20 protein-coding genes are annotated in these 23,217 nt (G+C 72.3%); 8 read left to right on the top strand and 12 right to left on the bottom strand.

What is annotated here, in order from left to right; all coding sequences use genetic code 11:
• Position 1 precedes the first annotated feature (1 nt).
• Positions 2-733, bottom strand: a complete 732-nt coding sequence (locus ACN265_RS21255) for a succinate dehydrogenase cytochrome b subunit (RefSeq protein ID WP_204927929.1) — start codon at positions 731-733, stop codon at positions 2-4.
• A gap of 29 nt (positions 734-762) precedes the next feature.
• Between ACN265_RS21255 and ACN265_RS21250 the strand changes: the two genes are divergently transcribed.
• A complete protein-coding gene (locus ACN265_RS21250; protein ID WP_357934228.1) occupies positions 763-1,701 on the top strand; it encodes a LysR family transcriptional regulator in 939 nt (312 codons plus the stop codon).
• Here the strand turns inward: ACN265_RS21250 and hrpA are convergent, their stop codons facing one another.
• Positions 1,702-5,757, bottom strand: a complete 4,056-nt coding sequence (gene hrpA / locus ACN265_RS21245; RefSeq protein WP_421409082.1) for an ATP-dependent RNA helicase HrpA — start codon at positions 5,755-5,757, stop codon at positions 1,702-1,704.
• 235 nt (positions 5,758-5,992) lie between these two features.
• Between hrpA and ACN265_RS21240 the strand changes: the two genes are divergently transcribed.
• A complete protein-coding gene (locus tag ACN265_RS21240; protein WP_204927927.1) occupies positions 5,993-6,472 on the top strand; it encodes a cytidine deaminase family protein in 480 nt (159 codons plus the stop codon).
• Between the two features lie 30 nt (positions 6,473-6,502).
• Here the strand turns inward: ACN265_RS21240 and ACN265_RS21235 are convergent, their stop codons facing one another.
• The 5 genes from ACN265_RS21235 to ACN265_RS21215 all read right to left on the bottom strand — a co-directional run bounded on the left by ACN265_RS21235 (position 6,503) and on the right by ACN265_RS21215 (position 11,458).
• Positions 6,503-7,999: a peptide ligase PGM1-related protein gene (locus ACN265_RS21235; RefSeq protein WP_421409080.1), complete on the bottom strand. Its 1,497-nt coding sequence runs from the start codon at positions 7,997-7,999 to the stop codon at positions 6,503-6,505.
• Between the two features lie 145 nt (positions 8,000-8,144).
• Entirely contained in the window at positions 8,145-8,879 is a 735-nt protein-coding gene (locus ACN265_RS21230) for an iron-containing redox enzyme family protein (protein ID WP_088646256.1), read from the bottom strand.
• Entirely contained in the window at positions 8,876-9,847 is a 972-nt protein-coding gene (locus tag ACN265_RS21225; RefSeq protein ID WP_421409078.1) for a hypothetical protein, read from the bottom strand. The genes ACN265_RS21230 and ACN265_RS21225 overlap by 4 nt, the downstream gene beginning before the upstream one ends.
• Positions 9,844-10,587 (bottom strand): GNAT family N-acetyltransferase, encoded by a 744-nt coding sequence (locus ACN265_RS21220; protein WP_421409077.1) that lies wholly within the window; start codon positions 10,585-10,587, stop codon positions 9,844-9,846. The genes ACN265_RS21225 and ACN265_RS21220 overlap by 4 nt, the downstream gene beginning before the upstream one ends.
• A gap of 226 nt (positions 10,588-10,813) precedes the next feature.
• Complete coding sequence (locus ACN265_RS21215; protein ID WP_421409075.1) at positions 10,814-11,458, bottom strand: hypothetical protein; 645 nt, start codon at positions 11,456-11,458, stop codon at positions 10,814-10,816.
• Positions 11,459-12,053: 595 nt separating this feature from the next.
• Between ACN265_RS21215 and ACN265_RS21210 the strand changes: the two genes are divergently transcribed.
• A complete protein-coding gene (locus ACN265_RS21210) occupies positions 12,054-12,797 on the top strand; it encodes a nucleotidyltransferase domain-containing protein (RefSeq protein WP_421411565.1) in 744 nt (247 codons plus the stop codon).
• A 155-nt stretch (positions 12,798-12,952) separates the two neighbouring features.
• Here the strand turns inward: ACN265_RS21210 and ACN265_RS21205 are convergent, their stop codons facing one another.
• Together ACN265_RS21205 and trmB are read right to left on the bottom strand one after the other, a co-directional pair.
• Positions 12,953-15,466 carry a DEAD/DEAH box helicase gene (locus ACN265_RS21205; RefSeq protein ID WP_421409074.1) on the bottom strand — a complete coding sequence of 838 codons (2,514 nt, stop codon included), beginning with the start codon at positions 15,464-15,466 and terminating at the stop codon, positions 12,953-12,955.
• A gap of 150 nt (positions 15,467-15,616) precedes the next feature.
• Positions 15,617-16,246, bottom strand: a complete 630-nt coding sequence (gene trmB, locus ACN265_RS21200) for a tRNA (guanosine(46)-N7)-methyltransferase TrmB (RefSeq protein WP_421411563.1) — start codon at positions 16,244-16,246, stop codon at positions 15,617-15,619.
• Between the two features lie 221 nt (positions 16,247-16,467).
• Here trmB and ACN265_RS21195 point away from each other — a divergent pair, with 221 nt between their 5' ends.
• The 3 genes from ACN265_RS21195 to ACN265_RS21185 all read left to right on the top strand — a co-directional run bounded on the left by ACN265_RS21195 (position 16,468) and on the right by ACN265_RS21185 (position 19,344).
• The gene (locus ACN265_RS21195) at positions 16,468-17,067 is read left to right on the top strand and encodes a hypothetical protein (protein WP_357934202.1); all 600 of its coding nucleotides are present in this window, start codon (positions 16,468-16,470) and stop codon (positions 17,065-17,067) included.
• Positions 17,068-17,288: 221 nt separating this feature from the next.
• Complete coding sequence (locus ACN265_RS21190) at positions 17,289-18,011, top strand: class F sortase (RefSeq protein WP_421409072.1); 723 nt, start codon at positions 17,289-17,291, stop codon at positions 18,009-18,011.
• Positions 18,012-18,066: 55 nt separating this feature from the next.
• The gene (locus ACN265_RS21185) at positions 18,067-19,344 is read left to right on the top strand and encodes a lanthionine synthetase LanC family protein (RefSeq protein ID WP_421409071.1); all 1,278 of its coding nucleotides are present in this window, start codon (positions 18,067-18,069) and stop codon (positions 19,342-19,344) included.
• Positions 19,345-19,360: 16 nt separating this feature from the next.
• On the opposite strand, the gene ACN265_RS21180 is transcribed toward ACN265_RS21185, so the two are convergent.
• From ACN265_RS21180 to ACN265_RS21170, 3 genes are all read right to left on the bottom strand, one after another.
• Positions 19,361-19,681 carry an antibiotic biosynthesis monooxygenase family protein gene (locus tag ACN265_RS21180; RefSeq protein WP_088646246.1) on the bottom strand — a complete coding sequence of 107 codons (321 nt, stop codon included), beginning with the start codon at positions 19,679-19,681 and terminating at the stop codon, positions 19,361-19,363.
• A gap of 59 nt (positions 19,682-19,740) precedes the next feature.
• Positions 19,741-20,553, bottom strand: a complete 813-nt coding sequence (locus ACN265_RS21175) for an exodeoxyribonuclease III (RefSeq protein WP_421409069.1) — start codon at positions 20,551-20,553, stop codon at positions 19,741-19,743.
• Between the two features lie 119 nt (positions 20,554-20,672).
• Positions 20,673-21,593: a proteasome assembly chaperone family protein gene (locus ACN265_RS21170; protein ID WP_088646244.1), complete on the bottom strand. Its 921-nt coding sequence runs from the start codon at positions 21,591-21,593 to the stop codon at positions 20,673-20,675.
• Positions 21,594-22,011: 418 nt separating this feature from the next.
• Here ACN265_RS21170 and ACN265_RS21165 point away from each other — a divergent pair, with 418 nt between their 5' ends.
• Both ACN265_RS21165 and ACN265_RS21160 read left to right on the top strand, forming a co-directional pair.
• Complete coding sequence (locus tag ACN265_RS21165) at positions 22,012-22,896, top strand: peptidase M23 (protein WP_420118509.1); 885 nt, start codon at positions 22,012-22,014, stop codon at positions 22,894-22,896.
• A 143-nt stretch (positions 22,897-23,039) separates the two neighbouring features.
• Positions 23,040-23,189: a hypothetical protein gene (locus ACN265_RS21160; RefSeq protein ID WP_168222413.1), complete on the top strand. Its 150-nt coding sequence runs from the start codon at positions 23,040-23,042 to the stop codon at positions 23,187-23,189.
• The last annotated feature ends 28 nt before the right edge of the window (positions 23,190-23,217 follow it).

Genomic DNA, 23,217 nt, shown 5'->3' with positions numbered 1-23,217 from the left:
GTCAGGACACCAATCCGGTGAGTACGGCGAACGGGACCACCAGGTAGCCGGCGCAGAGCACGACGGCGAAGACCAGCGCGGCGGTGCGGGCCCGCCGCTCGCCCCGGGGGGTCTGCTGGCCGAGGCTGCGCAACGCGGAGAACACCCCGTGCCGCAGGTGGAAGCCGACGGTGACGATCGCCAGCGTGTAGAACAGCGTCACGTACCAGCGGTCGGGGGCGAAGTCGGCGACCACGTTGCCGTACGGGTTGCTGGCGTCGCCGACCGGGTTGAGGGTGCCGGTGGTCAGGTCCAGGATGTGGTAGATCACGAAGAGCAGGATGATCACTCCGCCCCAGCGCATGGTGCGCGCGGCGTAGCTGCCCTGGACCTTCTTGCGGTGGGCGTAGCGCACCGGGCGGGCGGCGCGGGCCCGTACGGCCAGCACGGTCGCCGCCCAGATGTGCCCGATCACGGCCACCACCAGCGCGGTGCGCAGGATCCACAGGAACCAGACCCCGGGCAGCAGCGGCTTGCCGATGTCGCGCAGCCAGTGCGCGTAGTGGTCGAACGAGGTCTCGCCGGTGAACACCTTGAGGTTGCCGAGCATGTGGGCGACGAGGAACAGCACGAGCATGATGCCCGTCACCGCCATGACGGCCTTGAGGCCGACGTTGGAGCGGATGGGCGACCGAGTTTTCGTGATTACCACCTGACCGACGCTAGGAGCCCGGCAATCAGTCGTCCAATGCATCGAACTCGCAGTCTCGATAGCCGTAAGCTATGAAGATGCAGCTCCATCAGCTGAGGTACTTCGTCGCGGTGGCTGAAGTACGACATTTCACCCAAGCCGCCGACATCGTCGGCATAACCCAGCCGTCGTTGAGTAAGCAAGTTCACGCTCTGGAGACCACCCTCGGCGCCCCCCTGTTCGAGCGGATACGCGGCAACATCGCCCTCACCGCCGCCGGCGAGGTGCTGCTGCCGCTGGCCAAACGCATCCTCGCCGACGTCGACACCGCCACCCGGGAGGTGCAGGAACTGGTCGGCCTGCGCCGGGGCCGGGTCCGGCTCGGGGCCACCCCCAGCCTGGCCACCTCGCTCGCCCCGCCGGTGCTGCGCCGGTTCCGCGACGCCCACCCCGCCGTCGACCTGCGGGTCGAGGAGGGCGGCTCGCAGGATCTCGTCCGCGACCTGCTGCGCGGCGACCTCGACCTCGCCCTGATCATCATGCCCGCGCAGGGGGCCGACCCCGGGCTGCGGGTCGACCCGATCCTGCGGGAGAGCCTGGTGATCGCCTCGGTGGAGCCGCTGCCCGCCGCCCTGGTCAGTGGCGAACTGCGGATCACCGACCTGCGCGACCAACCGCTGGTGATGTTCCGCGAGGGCTACGACCTGCGCGACGCCACCATCCAGGCGTGCCGGGAGGCCGGCTTCGAGCCCACCTTCTCGGTCGACGGCGGCGAGATGGACGCCGTGCTCAGCTTCGTCGAGGCCGGACTGGGCATCGCCCTGGTGCCGGGCATCGTGGTCAGCCGCCGCCCCGGCATCCGGGTCACCCGGCTCGCCCCGCCCGGGGTGCGGCGGACCATCGCGGTGGCCCGCCGCCGCGACGTCGTGCCCACCCACGCCGGGCGGGAACTGCGGCGCATCCTGCTCGACTACGTGCACGCGGCCACCAGCACCAGCGACCTGCCGCCGGGCGTTGAGCCGCTGCCCTGATCAGCGCCCCTCGGCGTCGTCCATCGCGCGGTAGATGCGCTGCTCGGAGACCGGATAGGGGGTGCCGAGGGCCTGCGCGAAGACGTTCACCCGCAGCTCCTCGATCATCCAGCGGATCTGCCGTACCGGGGCCGAGGCGCGGCGGGCCGGGGGCAGCGCGGCCACCATGTCCCGGTACTCCTGCTGCACCGTGGCGATCCGGTCCTGCTGAGACTTGTCCCGCTGCGGGTTGGCGGTCAGCCGGTCCAGCCGACGTTCCATCGCGGTCAGGTAGCGCAGCAGGTCGGGCAGCCGGGCGTACCCGGTCTCGGTGATGAAACCGTCGTGCACCAGGCCGGTGAGCTGCTGGCGCAGGTCGGCCAGGGCGGCCACCACCGCCAGGTTGCGGGTCGCGCCGAGCCGCTGTTCCACCGCGTACGCGGCGGCGAGCACCTGACGGACCCGGCCCATCACCTCCACGACCGTGTCGACCAGGTCGGCGCGGACCCGGTCGCGCAGGGCGGCGAAGCCGTCGGCGTCCCAGGCCGGCCCACCCGCGTCGGCGATCAGCTTGTCGATGGCGGCCCCGGCGGCGTCGGCGATGAGCTGCTGCACCCCGCCGTGCGGGTTGCGGCTCAACGCCAGCTTCGCCTCGTTGCTCAGCCGCCCCTGCAGGAACTGCGCCGGTGACGGCACGGTCAGCCGCAGCAGCCGCCTGGTGCCCGCCCAGTGCGCGGCGGCCTGCTCGGCCTCGGAGTCGAAGACCTTCACCCCGACCGTCGTGCCCTCGTCCACCAGCGCCGGGTAGGCGGTCACCGCGTAGCCGGCCCGGACCTGCTCGACGGTGCGCGGCAGGGTGCCGATGGTCCACCCGGTCAGCCCGCTGCGGGCCAGCTCCGGCGCGGCGGCGGCCACCACCTGGCGTACCTCCTGGCGGAGCTGGCGTTGCAGGGCCGGCAGGTCCTTGCCCTCGGCGACCGGCTGGTCCGCGTCGCCGATCACCCGGAACGTCACCCGCAGGTGCGCGGGCAGCTTGGCCGGCTCCCACGCCTCCCGGGGCACGGTCACCCCGGTCATCCGGCGTAGTTGCCGGGCCAACGCGTCCAGCAGCGGCTCCTCGCCGGGGGTGATCGCGGCCAGCGCCGCGCGGGCGTGGTCGGGCACCGGGACGAAGTTGCGCCGGACCGCCTTGGGTAGCGTCCGGATCAGCGCGATCACCAGCTCCTCCCGCAGCCCCGGCACCTGCCAGTCGAAGCTCTCCGCCGGCACCTGGTTGAGCAGCGGCAGCGGGATGTCGACGGTGACGCCGTCGGTGGGCGCGGTCGGGTCGAAGGTGTACGTCAGCGGCAGGGTCACCCCGTCGGCCCGCCACTCGTCCGGGAAGTCGGCCTCGTCGACCCCGCCCCGGCCGGCGTTGACCAGCAGTTCCCGGGTGAAGGTGAGCAGGTCGGGCTGTTCCCGGCGGGCGGTCTTCCACCAGGCGTCGAAGTGCCGGCCGGAGACCACGTCGGCGGGGACGCGCTGGTCGTAGAAGGCGAAGATGCTCTCGTCGTCGACCAGGATGTCCCGGCGGCGGGCCCGGTTCTCCAGCTCCTCGATCTCGGTGCGGAGCTTCTCGTTGTCCCGCCAGAACTGGTGGTGGGTCTGCCAGTCGCCCTCCACCAGGGCGTGCCTGATGAACAGCTCCCGGCTCAGCGCCGGATCGATCCGGCCGAAGTTGACCTTGCGGGAGGTGACCAGCGGGACGCCGTACAGGGTGACCTTCTCGTAGGCCATCACGGCGGCCTGCTTCTTCTCCCAGTGCGGCTCGCTGTAGCTGCGTTTGACCAGGTGCTGGGCCAGCGGCTCGACCCACTCCGGCTCCACCCGCCCGGCGACCCGCCCCCACAGCCGGGAGGTCTCCACCAGCTCGGCGGCCATCACCCAGCGCGGCGGCTTCCTGAACAGCGCCGAACCGGGGAAGACCGCGAACTTCGCCCCCCGGGCACCCAGGTACTCGTGCTTCTGGGCGTCCTTGAGCCCGATGTGCGACAGCAGGCCGGGCAGCAGCGACTGGTGCACCTTCGGGGTGTCGATCTCCTCCGGCAGGTCGGCGGCCGGACCGCGCCGGCCCCCGTCGGCCGGGGCCTGCGTCGCGCCCCGCCGGCCCCGCCGCCCGTCACCCTGCTCCGGGGTACGCAGCACCTGGCGCAACTGGGCGACGATGTCCTGCCACTCGCGGACCCGCAGGTAGTTGAGGTACTCCGCCCGGCACATCCGGCGGAACGCGCTGGAGGACAGCTCCCGCTGCTGTTCGCGCAGGTACCGCCACAGGTTGAGCAGCGACACGAAGTCGGATTCCCGGTCGGTGAACCGGGCGTGCGCCTGGTCGGCCTGGGCCTGCTTCTCCGCCGGCCGTTCCCGCGGGTCCTGGATCGACAGCGCGGCGGCGATCACCAACACCTCGGTGGCGCAGCCGTTGCGTTCGCCCTCGATGACCATCCGGGCCAGCCGGGGGTCGACCGGGAGCTGGGCCAGCCGCCGGCCCAGCGGGGTGAGCCGCTTGGCCGGGTCGGTCTCGGTCGGGTCCAGCGCGCCCAGCTCGTGCAGCAGGTTGACCCCGTCGGTGACGTTGCGCCGGTCCGGCGGGTCGATGAACGGGAACGCGGCGAGGTCACCGAGGCCGATCGCGGTCATCTGGAGGATGACCGACGCGAGGTTGGTGCGCAGGATCTCCGGGTCGGTGAACTCCGGCCGGGAGGCGAAGTCCTGCTCGTCGTAGAGCCGGATGCAGATGCCGTCCGAGGTCCGGCCGCAGCGGCCCTTGCGCTGGTTGGCCGACGCCTGGGAGACCGGCTCGATGGGCAGCCGCTGCACCTTGAGCCGGCTGGAGTAGCGGGAGATCCGGGCCGAACCCGGGTCCACCACGTACTTGATGCCGGGCACGGTCAGCGAGGTCTCCGCGACGTTCGTGGCGAGCACCACCCGGCGGCCGGCGTGCGGGGCGAAGACCCGGTGCTGTTCGGCCGCCGACAGCCGGGCGTACAGCGGCAGGATCTCGGTACCGAGCAGCGGGCGTTTCGACTGGGTCAGCTTGCCCAGCGCCTCGGCGGTGTCCCGGATCTCCCGTTCGCCGCTGAGGAAGACCAGGATGTCGCCCGGCCCCTCGGCGGCCAGCTCCTGCACCGCGTCACCGATCGCCTGGATCTGGTCGCGGACGTTCTCCTCGTCGTCGCCCCCGTCGTCGTCGCCCTCGGCGACCTCCACCAGCGGCCGGTAGCGCACCTCCACCGGGTACGTCCGCCCGGAGACCTCGACCACCGGCGCGGGCCGCCCGTCGGCGTCGGCGAAGTGCTGGGCGAACCGGTCGGTCTCGATGGTCGCCGAGGTGATGACCACCTTGAGGTCGGGTCGCCGGGGGAGCAGCTGGCGCAGGTAGCCGAGGATGAAGTCGATGTTGAGGCTGCGCTCGTGCGCCTCGTCGATGATCAACGTGTCGTACTGGCGCAGCATCCGGTCGGTCTGCAACTCGGCGAGCAGGATGCCGTCGGTCATCAGCTTGACCAGGCTGCGGTCGCTCACCTGGTCGGTGAAGCGCACCTTGTAGCCGACCACGTCGCCCAGCTCGGTGCCGAGCTCCTCGGCGATCCGGTCGGCGACCGTCCGGGCGGCCAGCCGGCGGGGCTGGGTGTGCCCGATCAGGCCGGTGATCCCCCGACCCAGCTCCAGGCAGATCTTGGGTAGCTGGGTGGTCTTGCCGGAGCCGGTCTCGCCGGCCACGATCACCACCTGGTGGTCGCGGATGGCGGCGGCGATGTCGTCGCGGCGTTCGCTGACCGGCAACTGCGCGGGGTACGTGATCGTCGGCACGGCGGCCCGCCGGGTGGCCAGCCGGCCCTCCGCCCGGGACACCTCCGCGGCGATCTCGGCCAGCGCCTCGTCGCGCCGCTGCGGGTCGCGCAGCCGGCGCACCCCGTCCAGCCGCCGCTGCAGGCGACGCTGGTCACGGAACATCAACGGCGTGAGCCGGCGGTGCAGCTCACGGGCGGTCGGGGCGTCGGCGGGCGCGGCGGGACCGGAGGCGGCTGGATTCTGCATGTCGTCGCCAAGGATAGGCAGCCGACCGCCGGACCGCCCCCGGGTTACGCCCCGGCACCCCACGGCCGCCGGTGAGCCGGGTGTCCCCCGGCCGTCGCGGTGCAGGTCGCGGGCCGGGTGGGGGCGGGTTCGCGGTGCGGTGGGTGGCCGGTCACGTCCCCCGGTGCGCTGCCCGGGAAACGGGCCGCCGCCGGGCTACGCTGAGCGCCGACGACGCGACCACGGGGGCTGCCGGATGACGACGACGATGCTGGACACCGACCGCGCGCTGGTCCAGGCCGCCACGGCGGTCGCCAAGCTGCGCTGCCGCAGCGAGAACCACACCGTCGCGGCGGCGGCCCGGACCACCGACGGCCGGGTCTTCACCGGGGTGAACCTGTTCCACTTCACCGGTGGCCCCTGCGCGGAGCTGGTGGCCATCGGCGCCGCCGCCACCCAGGGCGTGGGGGAGTTGGAGACCATCGTCGCGGTGGGCGACCGGGGACGCGGGGTGATCCCGCCGTGCGGGCGGTGCCGGCAGGTGCTGCTCGACTACCACCCGGGCATCCAGGTCATCGTCGGGCCGCTGGACGCGCTGCGCAAGGTGCCGGTGGCCGATCTGCTGCCGGACACCTACATCTGGGCCGAGCAGCGGCTCGACGCCTCCGCCATCGTCCGGACGGGGCAGTGGCCGATGCCGACCGTCCCGGCGAGCCGCCCCGCCTCGGAGGACTGAGCCCGGGGCCGTCGCCCCGGCCGGGCGCGTTCAGGCGTCGTGGGCCGCCACGTCCAGGGCGAGGGCGCGGGTACGCCGCATCAGCTCCGCCGCCTCGGCCGCGTCCCGGCCGATGCAGACCGCGCCGAACTTGCCGTAGGCGGGCAGCGCGCTGAGCATGTGCAGCACCGTGCCGGTCCGCCGGGTGTGGTCGTAGCGCAGCGGTGACCGCTCGACGGCGTCGATCAGCCGGGCCGGGGCCAGCCCCACCAACGACGGGTCGGTGATCGAGTCGGACGCCTGGTAGACGCGCTCCGCGCGGCCGTCGGGGGTGTCGGTGAACAGCCGGCCGTCGGCGTCCGGCACGGTGTCGAGCAGGTGGCTGGCCATCACGAAACCGTGCTTGGTCCCCGTCGCGCGCAGGTTCAGCTCGCAGCCGAGCACCCGGAACGTGTCACCCCGGCGGGCGGCGATGAAGTCGACGCCGTAGTCGCCGGTGGTGACGCCCTGCGCCACGAGGTACCTGCCGACGCGCAGGCCGTACTCGACCACGGTGGCGCGGTAGGCGGCGTCGGCCGGGAACGAGCTGCCGACGTAGGTCAACCCCGCCCCGCCGAGCACCTGGTCGTGGGTGGAGACGCACTCGACGGCACCGGCGGGGGTCACCCGGCCCTGGAAGCTGGGGCTGCGCAGCTCGTCGGCCCCGACGAACTCCTCGGCGACGATGCCGGCGTGGGGGATCAGGCCGGCGAACTCCGCCCAGCCCAGCCTGCCGTCGACGAGCCGGCTGTCGGGCAGCCGTTTGGCCACCTCGGCGACCACCTCGGCCCGGTCGGTGCCGGTGACGTCGGTGAGGTCGACGGTGGCGTTGCCCATCCCGGCGCCGTACGCGGTGCTGCTCAGCTTGAGCACCAGCCGGCGTCGCCCGGCCAGCACGAGGTCGGCGACCGCCTCGGCGAGCGTGTCGACGTCGTGGCACTCGGGGGTGCCCGCCGGCACCTCGATACCCAGCGCCCGGAACATGTCCCGGCCGGCGCTCTTGGTGCCGAGCGGGATGTACCCGGCGTCGGCCTGGTCCCCGGGGACCCCGAGGGTGGCGGCGTAGTCCTGCAGGTTGCCCGACGGTTCGAAGTAGCTCAGCGCGACCTCGTCGCCCGCCTGCCGGGCGGCAGCGACGAAGTCGGCCACGCGCTCGCGCAGCCGGGTGGCCGCCGGGTTCGTCGGGTCGAGCAGCTTGTCGCTCAGCCAACGGGGCGAGGAGTCGTCGAGGCTGCCGATGACCACCCGGTCCCGGCGGGGGTCCCGCCCGTCGACCGGCTCCTGCGGCAGCAGCCCGAGGAAGTAGTCCACCTGGCGGTCGGCGTCGATCATCCGGGGCGCGGTGAGGTAGAGCAGCGAACCGCCGCCCCGGCAGACCACGGAGACGATCGCCGCCCCGACCGGCCGTTCGGGAAACAGGGTCGACCCGCTCAACCGTTCCAACAGTTCGGGGCTGCATTCCCGGCTCTGCACGGAAACGACGGCACGACGGTTGCCGGTGACGGCCATCGCGATCATTCTCCTCGGCGGCGGAGGTCGACGGGCGGTCACGCCACCGGTGGTGACGTGACCGCCGTCCGACGGAAGGTGGGCCCGACCCTAACACCGCGACCGGTGCCCCGAGGTGACCCGCGTCCGCCCGCGATTCGCCTCCTCAGGGGGTGGTCAGTGCTTTCACCACCGCGAATGCGCCGTCCTGTTTGAGCACGGTTCGGTGGTACAGCTCGGTGTAGAAGGCGCAGAACAGCCGGTACACGTTGGTGATGTGTTCCACCACCCGTCGCCGGTCGTCGTCGGTGTGCACGAACGTCATGAGCACGTCCCACACGAAATCGGTGTGGTCGTCCTCCAGGTCGTGGTTGACGTGCGCCTGCTGACCCTTGGCCATGCCCGCGCCGAGCACCTGCTCGACGTTCTCGATCCAGTCCGGTTGGGTCATCAGCGAGACGTTCTCGATGAAGTACGAACTGGACAGCGAGGCCAGCGGTCGGCCCTCGTGTTCGAGGCCGTAGTAGAAGTAGCCCTGGAGCAGTTTGGTGGAGAACATCGGCTCGGTCGAGTAGATCTCCTCCCGGCTCACCCCGACCCGTTCCAGGTCCTTGGCGAACATCGAGTCGTGCAGCATCTCGTCCTCGGTGTACGCACACCACTTCTTGGCCAGCACCGGGTTGTGCTTGGTGAAGTAGTGGATCGTCAGCGCGTCGATCCACCGCTTCATCCGCAGCCGGAGAATGATCTCGATGACGTGCCGCTGGTAGTAGGCCATGTTGATGTCCCTGGCCCGGAAGAGGTGGTCCGCGCCCTCGACCTCGCGGTAGAACTGCTGCACCATCTGCCGCAGCAGTTCGTCGACCTCCTGCTTGAATGCGGCGTGCTCGTTGGTGGTCATGCGCTTGCCGGCCCCTGTCGTCGGTCGGACGCCGCGGCCGGAATCGCGTACTGCCGGCTGCGGCGGGAGATGGCGGTCTTGTCGGGAAGGTGGCGGTCGAGCATTTCCAGGCCGCGGGCGACGCGCCGGACCCGTTCGACGGTCCGTGCCTCACTCGGCGGGTCGTACGGGTGTTCCTGCACGCTCGCGCCCATCTTGAGCATCACCGGCGCGGCGATCTGGACGATCTCGGCCAGCTCGTAGAACCGGATGAAGCCGCCCTTGGTGCGGTAGACGTCGGTGGGCACGTCCATCGGCAGTTCGGGGTTGAGCCGCCGGATCTCCTGGATCATCGGCAGGCCCAGGTCGTGCGCCAGGGTGATGCTGTCGGCGCCGTTCTCCGCGAAGATCCGCGCCAGGAAGGGGTTCGTCGGCATGCAGTGGCTGGAGGTCTTGAAGACCAGGTCGGCCGGGAGCAGCCCGTCCGACCGCAGCTCCGCGAGCACCCGCAGCACGCCGATGTCGTAGACGGTGATGCCCCGGCAGCCGAGCGCCGCGAGCCGCAGCGCCTCGGCCACGCAGGCGCGGATGCCGTCGCTGTTGTTGATCTGCCGGCCCATCTCCAGGCCGAAACCGGTGCGGTAGAAGGCGCTCTTCGTGTCGTACTCGGGGCGGGGGCCCAGGCTGACCACGATGCCGTGGTCGTTCTCCCGGCACAGCGCGAACATGTCGGTCAGTTCGGCGTCCGAGAGCAGGAAGGACCCCAACGTCTCGTTGAACCGGGTGACCCGGACGCCGTGCTCGTTGAGCAGTTTGACCATGATTTCGAGGTCGCGCATCGAGTTCACCGCCGGGATCTCGACGCCGAACTGGCCGCCCCCGTCGAACTCGCCGGCCGAGCGGCGGAATTCGACGTTGTCGGTGAACGGGTAGCCCTTCCCGGCCAGCCAGTCCCGTGCCGCGCCGCCGGACATGGTTACGTCGTTCACGCGATCTCCTGTCGGGGTGCCGGATTCGGGGTGATACGCAACGCCGCGGTCAGTGCCGCGCGGGCGGCCGGTGTCGGGGCGTGCACCAGGCACAGCACCCGGTCGAATTCCCCGACCTCGGCGGAGAAGAAGGCGTCGACGCGCCGGTTTCCGGAGCGTGGCCGGTACTGCCAGAAATCGCTGCCGACCGTGCCGCCGCCGTGCACGATCACCCCGGTACGGGGATCGAACCGGCACTCCGGTGACAGTTGGGCGGCCAGCCGGCCGGCCAGCCGGCGCACCTCGTCGGGGTCGGAGCCGTCGAGGGACGGATAGCAGCGGATGTCGTCGTGCACGGTGAACCGGCGCATGACCGTGTACGCCTTCGGCGTGTAGGTCTTCATCGCCACCAGTTCCGGGAATTCGCCGCGTCGGCGGGTGATTTCGCGGAACAGTCGGGAGACGAGGCCGAAGGCGACGGTTCCCCCGTGGTGTTCCTCGGCGACCAGCAGGGTTTCGACGTAGGTGAAGGGCCGGTCGTCGGGGTCGCGTTCGGTGGCGGCGACGAGCCCGACGCACCCCTGGGTTGTCTCGGCGGCGACGAGGTGGTGGCTCTCCCGCAGGATGTGCTGTTTGGTGGTCAGGTAGTCGGCCACCCGGTGCCGGGGCATCGACCGGGCCAGGTCGGTGCGTATTCGGTGGACGAAATCAGGGGGGATCGATTCTGCTCCGGCGAAGTAGCGGAACCGGACATGACTCATCGGGAATTCCACCTCCGATCGAACTGGTGCGTCCCTGCGCCGTTACACATCGAGGTAGATGAACTTATTTCCGCAACACTCTACGGTCGGTGTCGGCTTCCGCGATGATCGGAACGGTCTTTGGGGAAGTCTGCAACGACAGACAGATCGGACGGCGACGCTGCCGTCCGATCTGTCTTAAACAATTAAGCAGGTCAATGCGTAGATGGATGTGCCGGAATCGTGGTCAGGCGGCGGTGGACCAGATGGCCCGGAAGGCGGCCGCCTCGCCGGCCAGCCACTGCTCGACCTGTGCCGGCTTGACGTGCTCGGGCGTCCGGTGGGTCACCCCGCGCCGCACGTCGACCAGGACCGGCTCGGCGTGCGGCAGCACCGCGTCCATGTGCCGGGCCATCAGGTGCAGGGTGGCCAGGGCCGCCTCCTCGCTCGGCGGGGTCTCGTCGAAGTGCAGTCGCACCGCCTCGGCGTGGCCGTCGGCGTACCGGATGCCGAAGTGGGGGTTGATCTTGACGGGCAGGTCGCCGAGCATCGCGAGGGCGTCGCGGGTCTGCGCCAGGTCGACGCCGGTCGGCTCGCCGAGCGACTCCAGCCACGCCGTCGCGCCGGGCGTCAGCGCCTGGTAGAGCGGACGCCAGCGCGGCTTGACCAGATCGGCCACCCCGGCCAGGTGGGTGCCGCCGGTGTGGAAGGCGATGTCGGCCTTGAGCGCCTTGACGAACTGGCCGTGCGGGTTGAAGCCGTGCCGGCTGGCCCGCTGCTTGCGCAGCCCGCCGACGAAGCTTGCCTTGGTGGGCCCGGTGCGGTCGACGTACCGGGTGAAGCCGAGGAGGGTGGCGTACGGCGTGAGGGGGGCGTTGACGGGCGCGGTCACGAGCGTCCTCCCAGGTCAGGAACTCGATTAGTACATACATTCTAATCGACGGGTGTGACATCGCCCAGGGGTGGAGGCCGCCGATCCCGGTCCAGTCCGGGTGCAGTCGGCCAGTCCGCCGGAGCGTGGCCGACAGCGTGGTCTCGTCCGCCCGAAGACGGCCAGCCACCCCCGAGGTTCTCCCGCGGCTCCCTCCGACTGCCCCTCTGGGCACTGGTCGCGTGACGAACGACGCGGAGCGCGAGTTCGGGATGTACCCAACCAAATTGCCCGGGACGGGTTGGTGTGGACGCGCGGACCTGAACTCGGTCTCCAGACCGTGACCCTGCCCGAACGCGACTGCGACCTCGTCCGTGACCTCCTGGTCGCCGAGAAGGCGCGGAGGATCGTGGAGATCGGGCTCGCGTACGGGAGTTCCGCCCTCGTCATCGGCGAGGCCCTGTTGGCCGTCGACGCACCCATTGTGATCGATCAATTCCAGCAGCAGGCGTACAACGACGTCGGGTCGGACCGGACTGCGGGACAACAGTTGAGCGAGACCATCGAGCAGCGAAATTCATGTCGGCTGCCGCAGGCGTTTCCTACACTCGCCACCATGGCGACATCACCTGCTGCCGTTCGGGACCTCGGCCACGAACTGAAGGAACTCGGTTGGGTCAGCGATCTCCTGGTGGCAGGGTCGTTGGCCACCGGTGACTACGTCCCACGCATCAGCGATCTTGACCTGGTTGCGCTTGTTGACGGCCCTGTTGACACCGGTCGGCAGGCAGCACTTTCAGTGATCCACCGTCGACTCGACAGCGGGAGCGGCGCGGGCTTCAGCCTGGGCTGCGTATACGTCGACACTGCGACCGTCTCCGAAATCGAGGAGCAGCATCCGACCTGGACCCACGGTCGACTCGTTCACCGCATTCTTTCCCGGGTCACAAGAGCAGAACTAGCGAGACACGGATACGAGGTCTTCGGACGCTCGCCGCGCGAGGTCTTCCCCGCAGTCTCAGCCGAGGACATACGAGCGGCGGCCCGTGCCGAGCTCACCGGCTACTGGGCCTGGGCCGCTCGACGTCCGTGGATATGGGTGGACCCCACCATCGCTGAACTCGGCCTTACCTCCATGGCCAGGGGTCGCCACGCACTCGACAAGGGCGAACTCCTCACCAAGACGCAGGCCATCGAACAGGCGCACGCCCCAACCTGGCTGATCGACCAACTCAGCGCGAGACGGCGAGGCGAAGCCGTCTCCTCGCCTCGGATACGGACAGCCGTAGTCGCCTGGCTCGACGCCCGCCGGACAGTGGCTCGCGCGAAGCGCGCTCTTCGAACTCCCGCCCCGCCGTAACGTCCCAGGCAGCCAAGAGATGGCCAACTGATTCCGGACGAGATCACGGCGGATCGTCCGCAGGAAGCTGTCCCGCTGGTGGCCATCCACGCGACCGGCGGCCACCGATGCCGGACCGGACACGGACACACCGGACGGCCCCTGCGAAGAAAGACTCAGAGCTGCCCGACGTCCGTCACCCGGACCACGGCGGCACCCACCTCGTCCGAGGCGGCCAGGTCGACCTCGGCGCTGATCCCCCAGTCGTGGTCGCCCTCCGGGTCGTCCAGGATCTGCCGGACGGTCCACTTCTCCCGCCCCTGCTCGATCATGAGCAGCGCCGGCCCGCGCGCGTCCGGTCCCACCCCGATCCCGTCGTACGCCTCGAAGTACGGCTCCAGCGCTTCCGCCCAGGCGTCGGCGTCCCACCCGGATGCCCCGTCCAGCTCGCCGAGGTCCCACCAGCGGCGCAGGGCGGCCAGCTCGACCCGGCGGAACAACGCGTTGCGCACCAGCACCCGGAAGGCGCGGGCGTTGCGGGTCACCGCCGGCACCCGCTCCTCCAGCGACGCGTGCGCCTGGGCGGCGTCCGCGACGTCGGAGGGGTTGCGCAGCCGCTCCCACTCGTCGATCAGGCTGGAGTCGACCTGCCGGACCAGCTCGCCCAGCCACTCGATGAGGTCGACCAGCTCCTCGGTCTTGGCGTCCTCGGGCACGGTCTGCCGCAGCGTCTTGTACGCGTCGGCGAGGTAGCGCAGCACCAGCCCCTCGGACCGGGTCAGCCCGTAGAACTGCACGTACTCGCCGAAGGTCATCGCGCGCTCGTACATGTCCCGCACGACGGACTTGGGGGAGAGCTGGTGGTCGGCGACCCAGGGGTGCCCCTGCCGGTACATCTCGTACGCGGCGTGCAGCAGCTCCGCCAGCGGCTTGGGCCAGGTCACCTCGTCGAGCAGCTCGATGCGGGCCTCGTACTCGATGCCCTCGGCCTTCATCGCGGCGACCGCCTCGCCGCGGGCCTTGAACTGCTGCGCGGAGAGCACCTGGCGCGGGTCGTCGAGGATCGACTCGATCACGCTCAGCACGTCCAGGGCGTACGACGGGGACTCGACGTCGAGCAGTTCGATGGCGGCCAGCGCCAGTGGCGACAGCGGCTGGTTGAGCGCGAAGTCGAGCTGGAGGTCGACGGTGAGCCGGACCCGGCGACCCGTCTCGTCGGGCTCGTCGAGCTGCTCGACCACCCCGCCGGCCCGCAGCGCCCGGTAGATGGCGATCGCCCGGCGGATGTGCCGGCGCTGGGCGGCGGCGTCCTCGTGGTTGTCGGTGAGCAGGTGCCGCATCGAGGCGAACGCGTCACCCGGGCGGCCGATCACGTTGAGCAGCATCGAGTGGCTGACCTGGAAGCTGGAGGTCAGCGGCTCCGGCTCGGCCTCGACCAGGCGCTGGAACGTCGGCTCGCCCCAGCCGACCGAGCCCTCCGGCGGCTTCTTCTTGACCACCTTGCGGCGCTTCTTGGGGTCGTCGCCCGCCTTGGCCAGGGCCTTCTCGTTGTCGATCACGTGTTCGGGGGCCTGCACCACGACCCGCCCGATGGTGTCGAAGCCGGCCCGTCCGGCCCGGCCGGCGATCTGGTGGAACTCGCGGGCCTTGAGCAGCCGGGTGCGTACCCCGTCGTACTTGCTCAGGCCGGTGAACAGCACCGTGCGGATCGGCACGTTGATGCCCACGCCCAACGTGTCGGTGCCGCAGATGACCTTCAGCAGGCCGGCCTGGGCCAGGGTCTCCACGAGCCGGCGGTACTTGGGCAGCATGCCGGCGTGGTGTACGCCGATGCCGTGCCGCACCAGCCGCGACAGCGTCTTGCCGAAGCCGGAGGTGAACCGGAAGCTGCCGATCGCGGCGGCGATCATGTCCTTCTCGGCCCGGGTGCAGACGTTCACGCTCATCAGCGCCTGGGCGCGTTCCAGCGCGGCGGCCTGGGTGAAGTGCACCACGTACACCGGGGCCTGCTTGGTCTCCAGCAGCTCTTCGAGCGTCTCGTGCAGCGGCGTCATCGCGTACGAGAAGATCAGCGGGACCGGCCGCTCGGCCGACCGGACCACGGCGGTCGACCGGCCGGTGCGCCGGGTCAGGTCGTCGACGAACCGGGTGGTGTCCCCCAGGGTGGCCGACATCAGCACGAACTGGGCCTGCGGCAGCTCGATGATCGGCACCTGCCACGCCCAGCCCCGGTCCGGCTCGGCATAGAAGTGGAACTCGTCCATCACCACCTGGCCGACGTCGGCCCGAGCCCCCTCGCGCAGCGCCAGGTTGGCCAGGATCTCGGCGGTGCAGCAGATGATCGGGGCGTCGGCGTTGACGCTGGCGTCGCCGGTCAGCATGCCGACGTTCTCCGCGCCGAACACCTCGCAGAGCGCGAAGAACTTCTCCGACACCAGGGCCTTGATCGGCGCGGTGTAGAAGCTCGTCCGGTCGTCGGCCAGGGCGGTGAAGTGCGCCGCGATCGCCACCAGGCTCTTGCCCGAACCGGTCGGCGTATTCATGATCACGTTCGCGCCGGAGACGATCTCGATGACCGCCTCCTCCTGGTGCGGGTAGAGGTCCAGCCCACGCTCTTTCGCCCAGCCGGCGAACGCGTCGAAGAGGGTGTCGGGGTCGGCGCTTCGAGGCAGCGCGGCAGTGAGCGTCATAACGCCCCCCATCGTGCCCGCACCACCACCCCCCACGCCAACCGGGCCGCCCGCCCGACCCCCGTCCCGCCCGTAGCGCGGGACCGCCGGTGGGCCGAGGTGGCGGTGTCGCCGGTGGCCGGACACCACCGCCGGGGCGATCCGGCGGGCTCAGGCGCGGCGGCGGTGGACCAGGTCGAAGACTTCGCGGCCGGCGGTCAGGGCCCGCCGCTCGAACTTGGTCACCGGACGGTGGGCGGGCCGGGGTGCGTACCCGCCGTGCACGTCGACCAGCTCCGGGTCGGCGGTCAGCGTCGAGCGCATCGACTCGGCGTACTCGGCCCAGTCGGTGGCGCAGTGCAGCGTCCCGCCGCCGGCCAACCGGGACCGCAGCAACGCCACGTGCTCCGGCTGGATGATCCGCCGCTTGTGGTGCCGCGACTTGGGCCACGGGTCGGGAAAGAACACGTGCACCGCGTCCAGACAGCGCTCCGGCATGGCCCGGACCAGGTCCAGCGCGTCACCCTGGGCGACCCGGACGTTGCCCAGGCCGTGGCGCTGCACCAGGTCGAGCAGGTTGGCGATGCCCGGGGTGTGCACCTCGACCGCCAGGTAGTCACGGTCCGGGTCGGCGGCGGCCATCGCCGCGGTGGCGTCACCCATCCCCGAGCCGATCTCCAGCACCACCGGCGCGCCCCGACCGAAGAACCCGGCCGGATCGACCGGCCCGTCGAGGTCGGCGATCTCGATCCCGTACGCCGGCCGCAGCCGGGCCAGCGCGTCGGTCTGCCGGCTGGACATCCGGCCCCGGCGGGGGTGGAAGGTGCGGATCGTCCCGGTGCCCGGCCGGGCCACCGGGACGGCGGGGTTCTGGTCGATGGAGGTCACAGCGACCCGAGCGTACGCGACGGTTCCGCCGTATCGGATGTGCCGTCGGTCGGAGGGTGAGACGATTCATCCCGTACGGCAGGTCGGCGTCCGGGTCAGTCCGGCGCTGCCCCGGGGCGCCGGAAGGGGGAGACGTGTCGATTCCGCTGCACCGCACCGCGCTTGCGGTCGCCGTCGGTGCCCTCGTCCCCGCCCTGTGGCACACCGCTCCGGCCTCCGCCGCCCCGGTCCCGGTCGCCCCGCCGGTCGTCGCCGCGGCCCCCGGGCCGGGTCAGCCCCCGCCCGACGGGGGCGGTGAACCGCAGCCGCCGCCCGGCGTGCTCTTCGTCGAGGTGACCCCGGGGACCGTCGAGCCGGGTTACCTGGTCGGCATCCGGGCGAGCTGCCACGACAACTCGATCCCGGCGACGGTCGTGTCCGACGCCTTCGGCCGGGTCCAGGTGCAGCCGCAGCACGGCCTGCTCACCGCCGCGCCGATGGTCAGGGAGCGGGTCCGGCCGGGCAACTACCGGGTCAAGCTGGAATGCCCCGACGGGGCGACCGCATCGACGGCGCTCCAGGTGGTCAAGAAGGTCAAGCCCAGCCCCGGGCCGCACACCGGCTTCGGCGGCGCGGCCGGCGGCGACGGGATACCCGGCGGGCTGCTCGTGCCCGGCGGGCTGGCGTTGACCATCGCCGGGGCCGTCGTCGGTATCGTGGCGGCCCGCCGGCCGCGTGGCGTCGCCGGGCAGTGACCGTGCCGCCCGCCTCCCCGGGTCCGCGTAACGGCCCGCTCCCGCCCCCCGGCAGCCCGCCACCCAGTGGCACGCGGGCGTACCGTTCCCCCTCCGGCGGCCCCGGTCCCCGCCCCCGGTGGGTCGGTCTGATTCCCCCGCCGGCCGGCCCGGTGCCCGGTCCGCCGCCGCCCGCCGCGGCTGCGCAGCGCGGCGCTCCGACCCGGCCGCCCGACGATCCGATGTCGCCCCCGTTCCGTGCTCCGGTCCCGTCCACCGGCGGCCCGACGGCTGCCGGCCCGGCCCCGGCCGCCCCGGCCGGCGGGCGGTCCTCGACGCGCGGGCCCTGGTCGGTGCCGCTGGCCGTGGCGCTGGTGCTGCTCGGGATCTTCGCCACCGGCGCCGGGCTGGGGCGTTCGGTCGGGCCCCTGGACTGGACGGGCACCCCGTCGCAACGCCCGGCCGCCGGTGCCCGGCAGAGCCCCGCGCCGGGCAGCCTGCCGGCCAGCCGCCCGGTACGGCTCACCGTGCCCGCGATCAAGGTGAACGCCCAGGTCGCCCCGGTCGGTCAGGCCCGGGACGGATCGATCGACGTACCGCCGCTCGACCGGCACGACGAGACCGGCTGGTACGACCGGGGCCCGACCCCCGGCGAGCCCGGCCGGGCGATCATCGTCGGCCACGTCGACTCGAAGGACGGCCCCTCGGTCTTCTACGACCTGCGCAAACTCAACCCGGGCGACACGATCGAGGTGACCCGGGACGACCGGCGGGTGGTGGTGTTCCGGATCGACTCGGTGGAGTTCTTCGACAAGTCGGCCCTGCCCGCCGACCGGGTCTACGGCCGCGACGGCGCACCCGCGCTGCGGCTGATCACCTGCGGCGGCCAGTGGATCGGCGGACGCACCGGCTACGCCGACAACGTCATCGCGTTCGCCTCGTTGGCGGCGACCCGGTCACCCTGACCGCCGGGACGATATTGCGGCGACACCGCACGGCGGCGGATGGCAGGATCGCGCGGTGACGGCGGACGTGGTGCGGCAGGCTTTCACCTGGATCGAGTCGGTGGCGGTGCCCGCCGACGGCGGCCCGTGCTGGCGGGAGGCGGGCGAACCCTTCGACGACCTGTACGCCGGCACCGCCGGGGTGCTGCTCGGCTGCGCCGAGGCCACCGCCGCCGGTGCCTCCCCGGCAGGCGGGGTGCCCACCGGGGACGCGCGCCCCGGCACCGGGGCGGGCAGCGGAGCCGGGTCGGCTCTCGACCGGGTCGCGGCCGGTGCCCGGGACCGGTTGGTACACCTCGCCCGGCACGAGCCGGACGCCGCGACGCTGCCCGACGACGGGGTGTTCGGCGGTTGGGCCGGGGCCGCCGTCGCCCTGCGCGCCTGGGGTCGGGCCGCCGCCGACCCGGTCGCCCTCGACGCCGCCGCGTCGGTGACGGCACGCGTCGCCGAACGGCTGCGGGACCGCCCGGTGGACCCGGACCGGTGCTCCGACGTCATCTCCGGCGACGCGGGCATCCTGCTGGCCCTCCTCGACGCCGACGACACGGGTCCGGTGGTGGCGCAGGCGGCGCACCTCCTCGCCGACGGGCTGGTGGGGCTCGCCGAGGAACACCCGGACGGTCCGCACTGGCGGATGCGGGCCGGCGACGAGCGCCTGATGCCCGGCTTCTCCCACGGCACCGCCGGGGTCGCCTACGCCCTCGCCGTCGCCGGTGTCACCCTGCGCCGCGACGACCTGCTCGACACCGCCGTCCGCGCCGCCGACGGCCTGCTGGCGATGGGTGACCACCCGGACGGCTGGGCGCTGCCGCTGCTGGTCCCGCCCCGCCCGGACCGCCCGGCGGTCAACTTCGGCTGGTGCCACGGCCCCACCGGCACGGTGCGGCTGTTCACCCTGCTCGACACCGTCGACCCGCAGCCCCGCTGGCAGCGGGCCGTCGACGGGTGCCTCGGGGCGCTGCGTGACAGCGGCCTGCCGCAGCGGCGGTACCCGGGTTTCTGGGACAACCTCGCCCGGTGCTGCGGCACGGCCGGCGTCGGGCAGTTGCTGCTCGACCGCTACCGGGCCACCGCCGACCCCGCCCTGCTCGCCTGGGCGCACCGGCTCGCCGAGGACGTGCTCGCCCGGACCGTGACCACCCCGACGGGTGTCGCCTGGTCCAACACCGAGCACACCCGGACCCCGGCGGAGCTGCCGCCGGAGCCCGGTTTCATGCAGGGCGCCGCCGGGATCGCCGGCTGGCTCGCCCGGCTCGCCGCCCCCACCACCGCGCCCGTCCTGCCCTGGCTCTGACCGCCCGGGGTCGCGGTCAGCCCTTGCCGGTCACCTGCTGGACCACCTCGAACTCCAGCAGCGTCGCGCCGGAGGCCACCGGCCGCTGCTGCTCGCCGCCCCCACCACCGGCGTGCGCGGCCCGCGACGGCCCGGCCGCCCACGCCTGGTACGCCTCCTCGGTCTCCCACCGGGTGTACACGAAGTAGCGGCTCTCGCCGGCCACCGGGCGCAGCAGCTCGAAGCCGAGGAAACCGGGGGAGTTCTCCACCGCGCCGGCCCGGGCGGCGAACCGCTTCTCCAGCTCCTCGCCGGCACCGGGCGGGACGTCGATCGCGTTGATCTTCACGACTGCCATCTGCCCACCCTAGCCCCGCGCAGCCGGTCCGGTCGGGCGCTGAGCCGGGGTGTGGCGCGCTACCGCTGCCCGGTAGGGCCGATCGGCTCCGCGCCGGGCAGGTCGGCGTCGACCACGACCGGGGCGTGGTCGGAGGGGCCCTTGCCCTTGCGGGCCTCCCGGTCGACGTACGCGGAGCGGACCGCGCGGGCCAGCGGCGCGGAGGCGTACACCAGGTCGATCCGCATGCCCTTGTTCTGGTGGAACATGCCGGCCCGGTAGTCCCAGTAGGTGTACGGGTGCGGGCCCTTCATCGGGGTGGGCACCACGTCGCTGAGGCCGAGGTCGCGCAGGGCGGCCAGGGCGGCCCGCTCGGCGGGGGTGACGTGGGTCGAGGTGACGAAGAGCGCCGGGTCCCAGACGTCGGCGTCGGTCGGGGCGACGTTGAAGTCCCCGCAGACGGCGACGGGTCCACCGGCGGCCACCGCCGGCGTCACCGCGTCCCGCAGCGCCGCCAGCCAGGCCAGCTTGTACGTGTAGTGCGGGTCGTCGGTGGCGCGGCCGTTCGGCACGTACACCGACCAGATGCGGACCCCGGCGCAGGTGGCGGCGATGGCGCGGGCCTCGGGTAGGGGGAAGCCCGGCTCGTCGGGGAACCCGACGGCGACGTCGGTCAGGCCGACGCGGGACAGGATGGCCACCCCGTTCCACCGGCCGTCGCTGTGGCTGGCCACCTCGTAGCCCAGCTCGCCGACCTCGGCGGCGGGAAAGGCCCCGTCGGGGCACTTGGTCTCCTGGAGGCAGACCACGTCGGGGGCGGTGCCGGCCAGCCAGTCGAGCAGGCGGGGCAGGCGGGCCTTCACCGAGTTCACGTTCCAGGTCGCCAGGCGCATGTGCCCAGCCTGCCGCATCGCGGCCCACCCCGCCGGGGCGGCCCGCCGTCGGGTCGGCTGCGACGCGCGGGGGCTGCGGGTGGGCGGGCCGGGCGGCGGCGATGCCGCCCGGCCGTGGTTCAGGCGCCCGGGGTCTCGCCGGGTCGGGTCTGCTCGGCGAGGAAACGCTCCAGCTCGGCACCCAGCTCGTCGGCGGTGGGCAGCGGGCCGGTCTCGGCGGCGAGCAGGTTCTTCTCCCCCCGACCCCGGGCGAACGCGTCGTACTGCTCCTCCAGGGCCGTGACCAGCGCGGCGGCCTCGTCGGTCTGGGCGACCTGCCGGTCGATCTCCACCCGGACCACCTCGGCGGCGGAGCGGAGGCTCTCGTTGGGCAGCAGCAGCCCGGTGCTGCGGGACACCGAGGCGAGCAGCACCTCGGCGGCGGCCGGGTACTCCGTCTGGGCGACGTAGTGCGGCACGTGCGCGGAGAACCCGAGGGCGTCCCGGCCGGCCTCGCCGAGCCGGTATTCCAGCAGGTGGCCGACGCTGCCCGGGACCTGCACCCGCTGCAACCACGGTTCGTATCCGGCGATCAGCTCGCGGCGGGTGGCGTGCGCGGTGACTCCGGTGGGTCGGGTGTGCGGGACGGCCATCGGGATGGAGTTGAGCCCGACGGTGAGCCGGACGTCGAGCCGGGCGGCCACCGCGCCGACCGCCGCCACGAACCGTTCCCACTGCAGGTCCGGCTCCGGGCCGGTGAGCAGCAGGAAGGGCGTCTCGTCGTCGTCGCGCAGCAGGTGCAGGGCGAGCTCGGGGGCGTCGTAGTCCTCCCAGTGGTCCTCGACGAAGGTCATCACCGGCCGGCGGGACCGGTAGTCGAAGAGCTGGTCGACGTCGAAGGTGGCGATCGTCCGGGCGTCCAGTGAGGTGAGGAGCTGCTCGCGGGCCAGCCGGGTGGCGTTGCCGGCGTCGACGAAGCCGGTGAGCGCCTGGATCAGCACCGGCTGGCCGAGGTCGGGCAGATCGTCGGTGAGCTGGTACAGCTCGTGTGGGTCGAGCACCGGTCGGACCTCCTGAGGAAATGCGCCTACGGGTGGCCGCGCACGGACGGCACCCGGTTCGGGGAACGTACCCGTCGGCGTCATCCATTCCATCACTGGGCGCGTCGTGACCGATCCGGCTATCAAACCCGGAGGAAGCCACCAATTCGCCGGACGGGCCGGAGCGACCCGGTCGGATGGTTCCGGCGTGTCACCCGAAAGGGGGACATGGTGGATCATGCGGCCGGCCGCGGTGGTCTGGGTGGTCGACCCACTCCGACGACGGCGGGCGCGGTAGCTGACCGTAATGCCCGTTGCGGGTGGTCTGTCGCCCCGGTCCCGCGTCCGGGGTGGGCGTCCCGGCGGCCCGCCGGAAAGTGTGGCGAGGGCCACTTCCTGCTGGTGGGTGGCCGGGAAAGGGCATGTCTAGCCTCGGCGGATGCGTGACGACGACACCATCGACGACCAGGGCGCCCCTCAGGGCATGACTGGCCGTTCGGACGACACCCCCTCGTCCGTTCAGGTCGGCGTTCTTCGTGAACCCCGCTCCCTCCGTACCCGCCTCGGCGGGCTCGTTAACCTCCGCCGCCGCCGGCCGGCGCTGCTCGCCGCCGGGGTGCTCTGCTGCCTCGGCCTCACCGCCGTCGCGGGCGTCCAGGCACTGCCGGACGAGCGGGCCGACGACCGGCTCGGCACCGAGGCCGCCCTCGCCGAGCGCGCCCAGCAGCAGGCCGCCTCCCGCGCCGAGGTCCGTACCCCGGTCACGGTCGTGCCCAGCAGCCCGGCCGCCGCCAGCCCGACCGCCGCCACCCCGAGCCCCACCCCGAGCGCGACCAGGACCACCAAGCCCAAGCCCCGGCCGAAGCCGAAGCCCCGGCCGAAGCGGATCGTCCCGGTGGCCGGCCTCGACCAGGCCCAGATGGACAACGCCAAGGAGATCGTCAAGGCCGGCCGGGCGATGGGCGTCCCGCGCCGGGCCCTGGTCATCGCGGTGGCCACCGCGATGCAGGAGAGCAACCTCTACAACTACGCAAGCGGCGTGCTGCCCGAGTCGCAGAACTACCCGCACCAGGCGATCGGCTGGGACCACGACTCGGTCGGGCTGTTCCAGCAGCGCCCGAGCAGCGGCTGGGGCGAGGTCGGCCAGCTGATGGACCCGGCGTTCGCCACCCGGGCGTTCCTCACCGCGCTGCTGGAGATCCCCGGTTGGGCGGACCTCCCGCTCACCGTCGCCGCGCAGGCCGTGCAGATCTCCGCCTACCCGGACCTCTACGCCCAGCACGAGTGGCGGGCCACCGAGGTGGTCGCCGCCATCCTGGTCTGAGCCGCCGGCCCGGCCCGCCCGGTACCGGGCGGGCCGGTTCGCGTCGGCGTCGGCGGATGGCTACCCTCGACCGGACACAGTGGACGGTTGGCGGTTGCTCGGATCGGGTACACATGACGCAGGACACCCGATCGGAGGACGATATGTCAGCACTGATGCAGCGGATCAGCGCCTTCCTGCGCTCCCCCAAGGGTCAGCAGTTGGTCGACCGGGGTCGGCGCGAGCTGGCCAAGCCGGAGAACCAGGCACGGCTCAAGCAGGCGGCCGGCAAGCTGTCGGGCCGTCGCCGCTGACCGTCCGCGAACCGATTCCACCCCGGGA

The sequence above is a fragment of the Micromonospora sp. WMMD730 genome (assembly GCF_049178955.1).
Taxonomy (GTDB): Bacteria; Actinomycetota; Actinomycetes; order Mycobacteriales; family Micromonosporaceae; genus Micromonospora; species Micromonospora wenchangensis.
The sequence above is the reverse complement of the archived record's forward strand: the minus strand, read 5'-3'. Positions and strand labels throughout refer to the sequence as shown.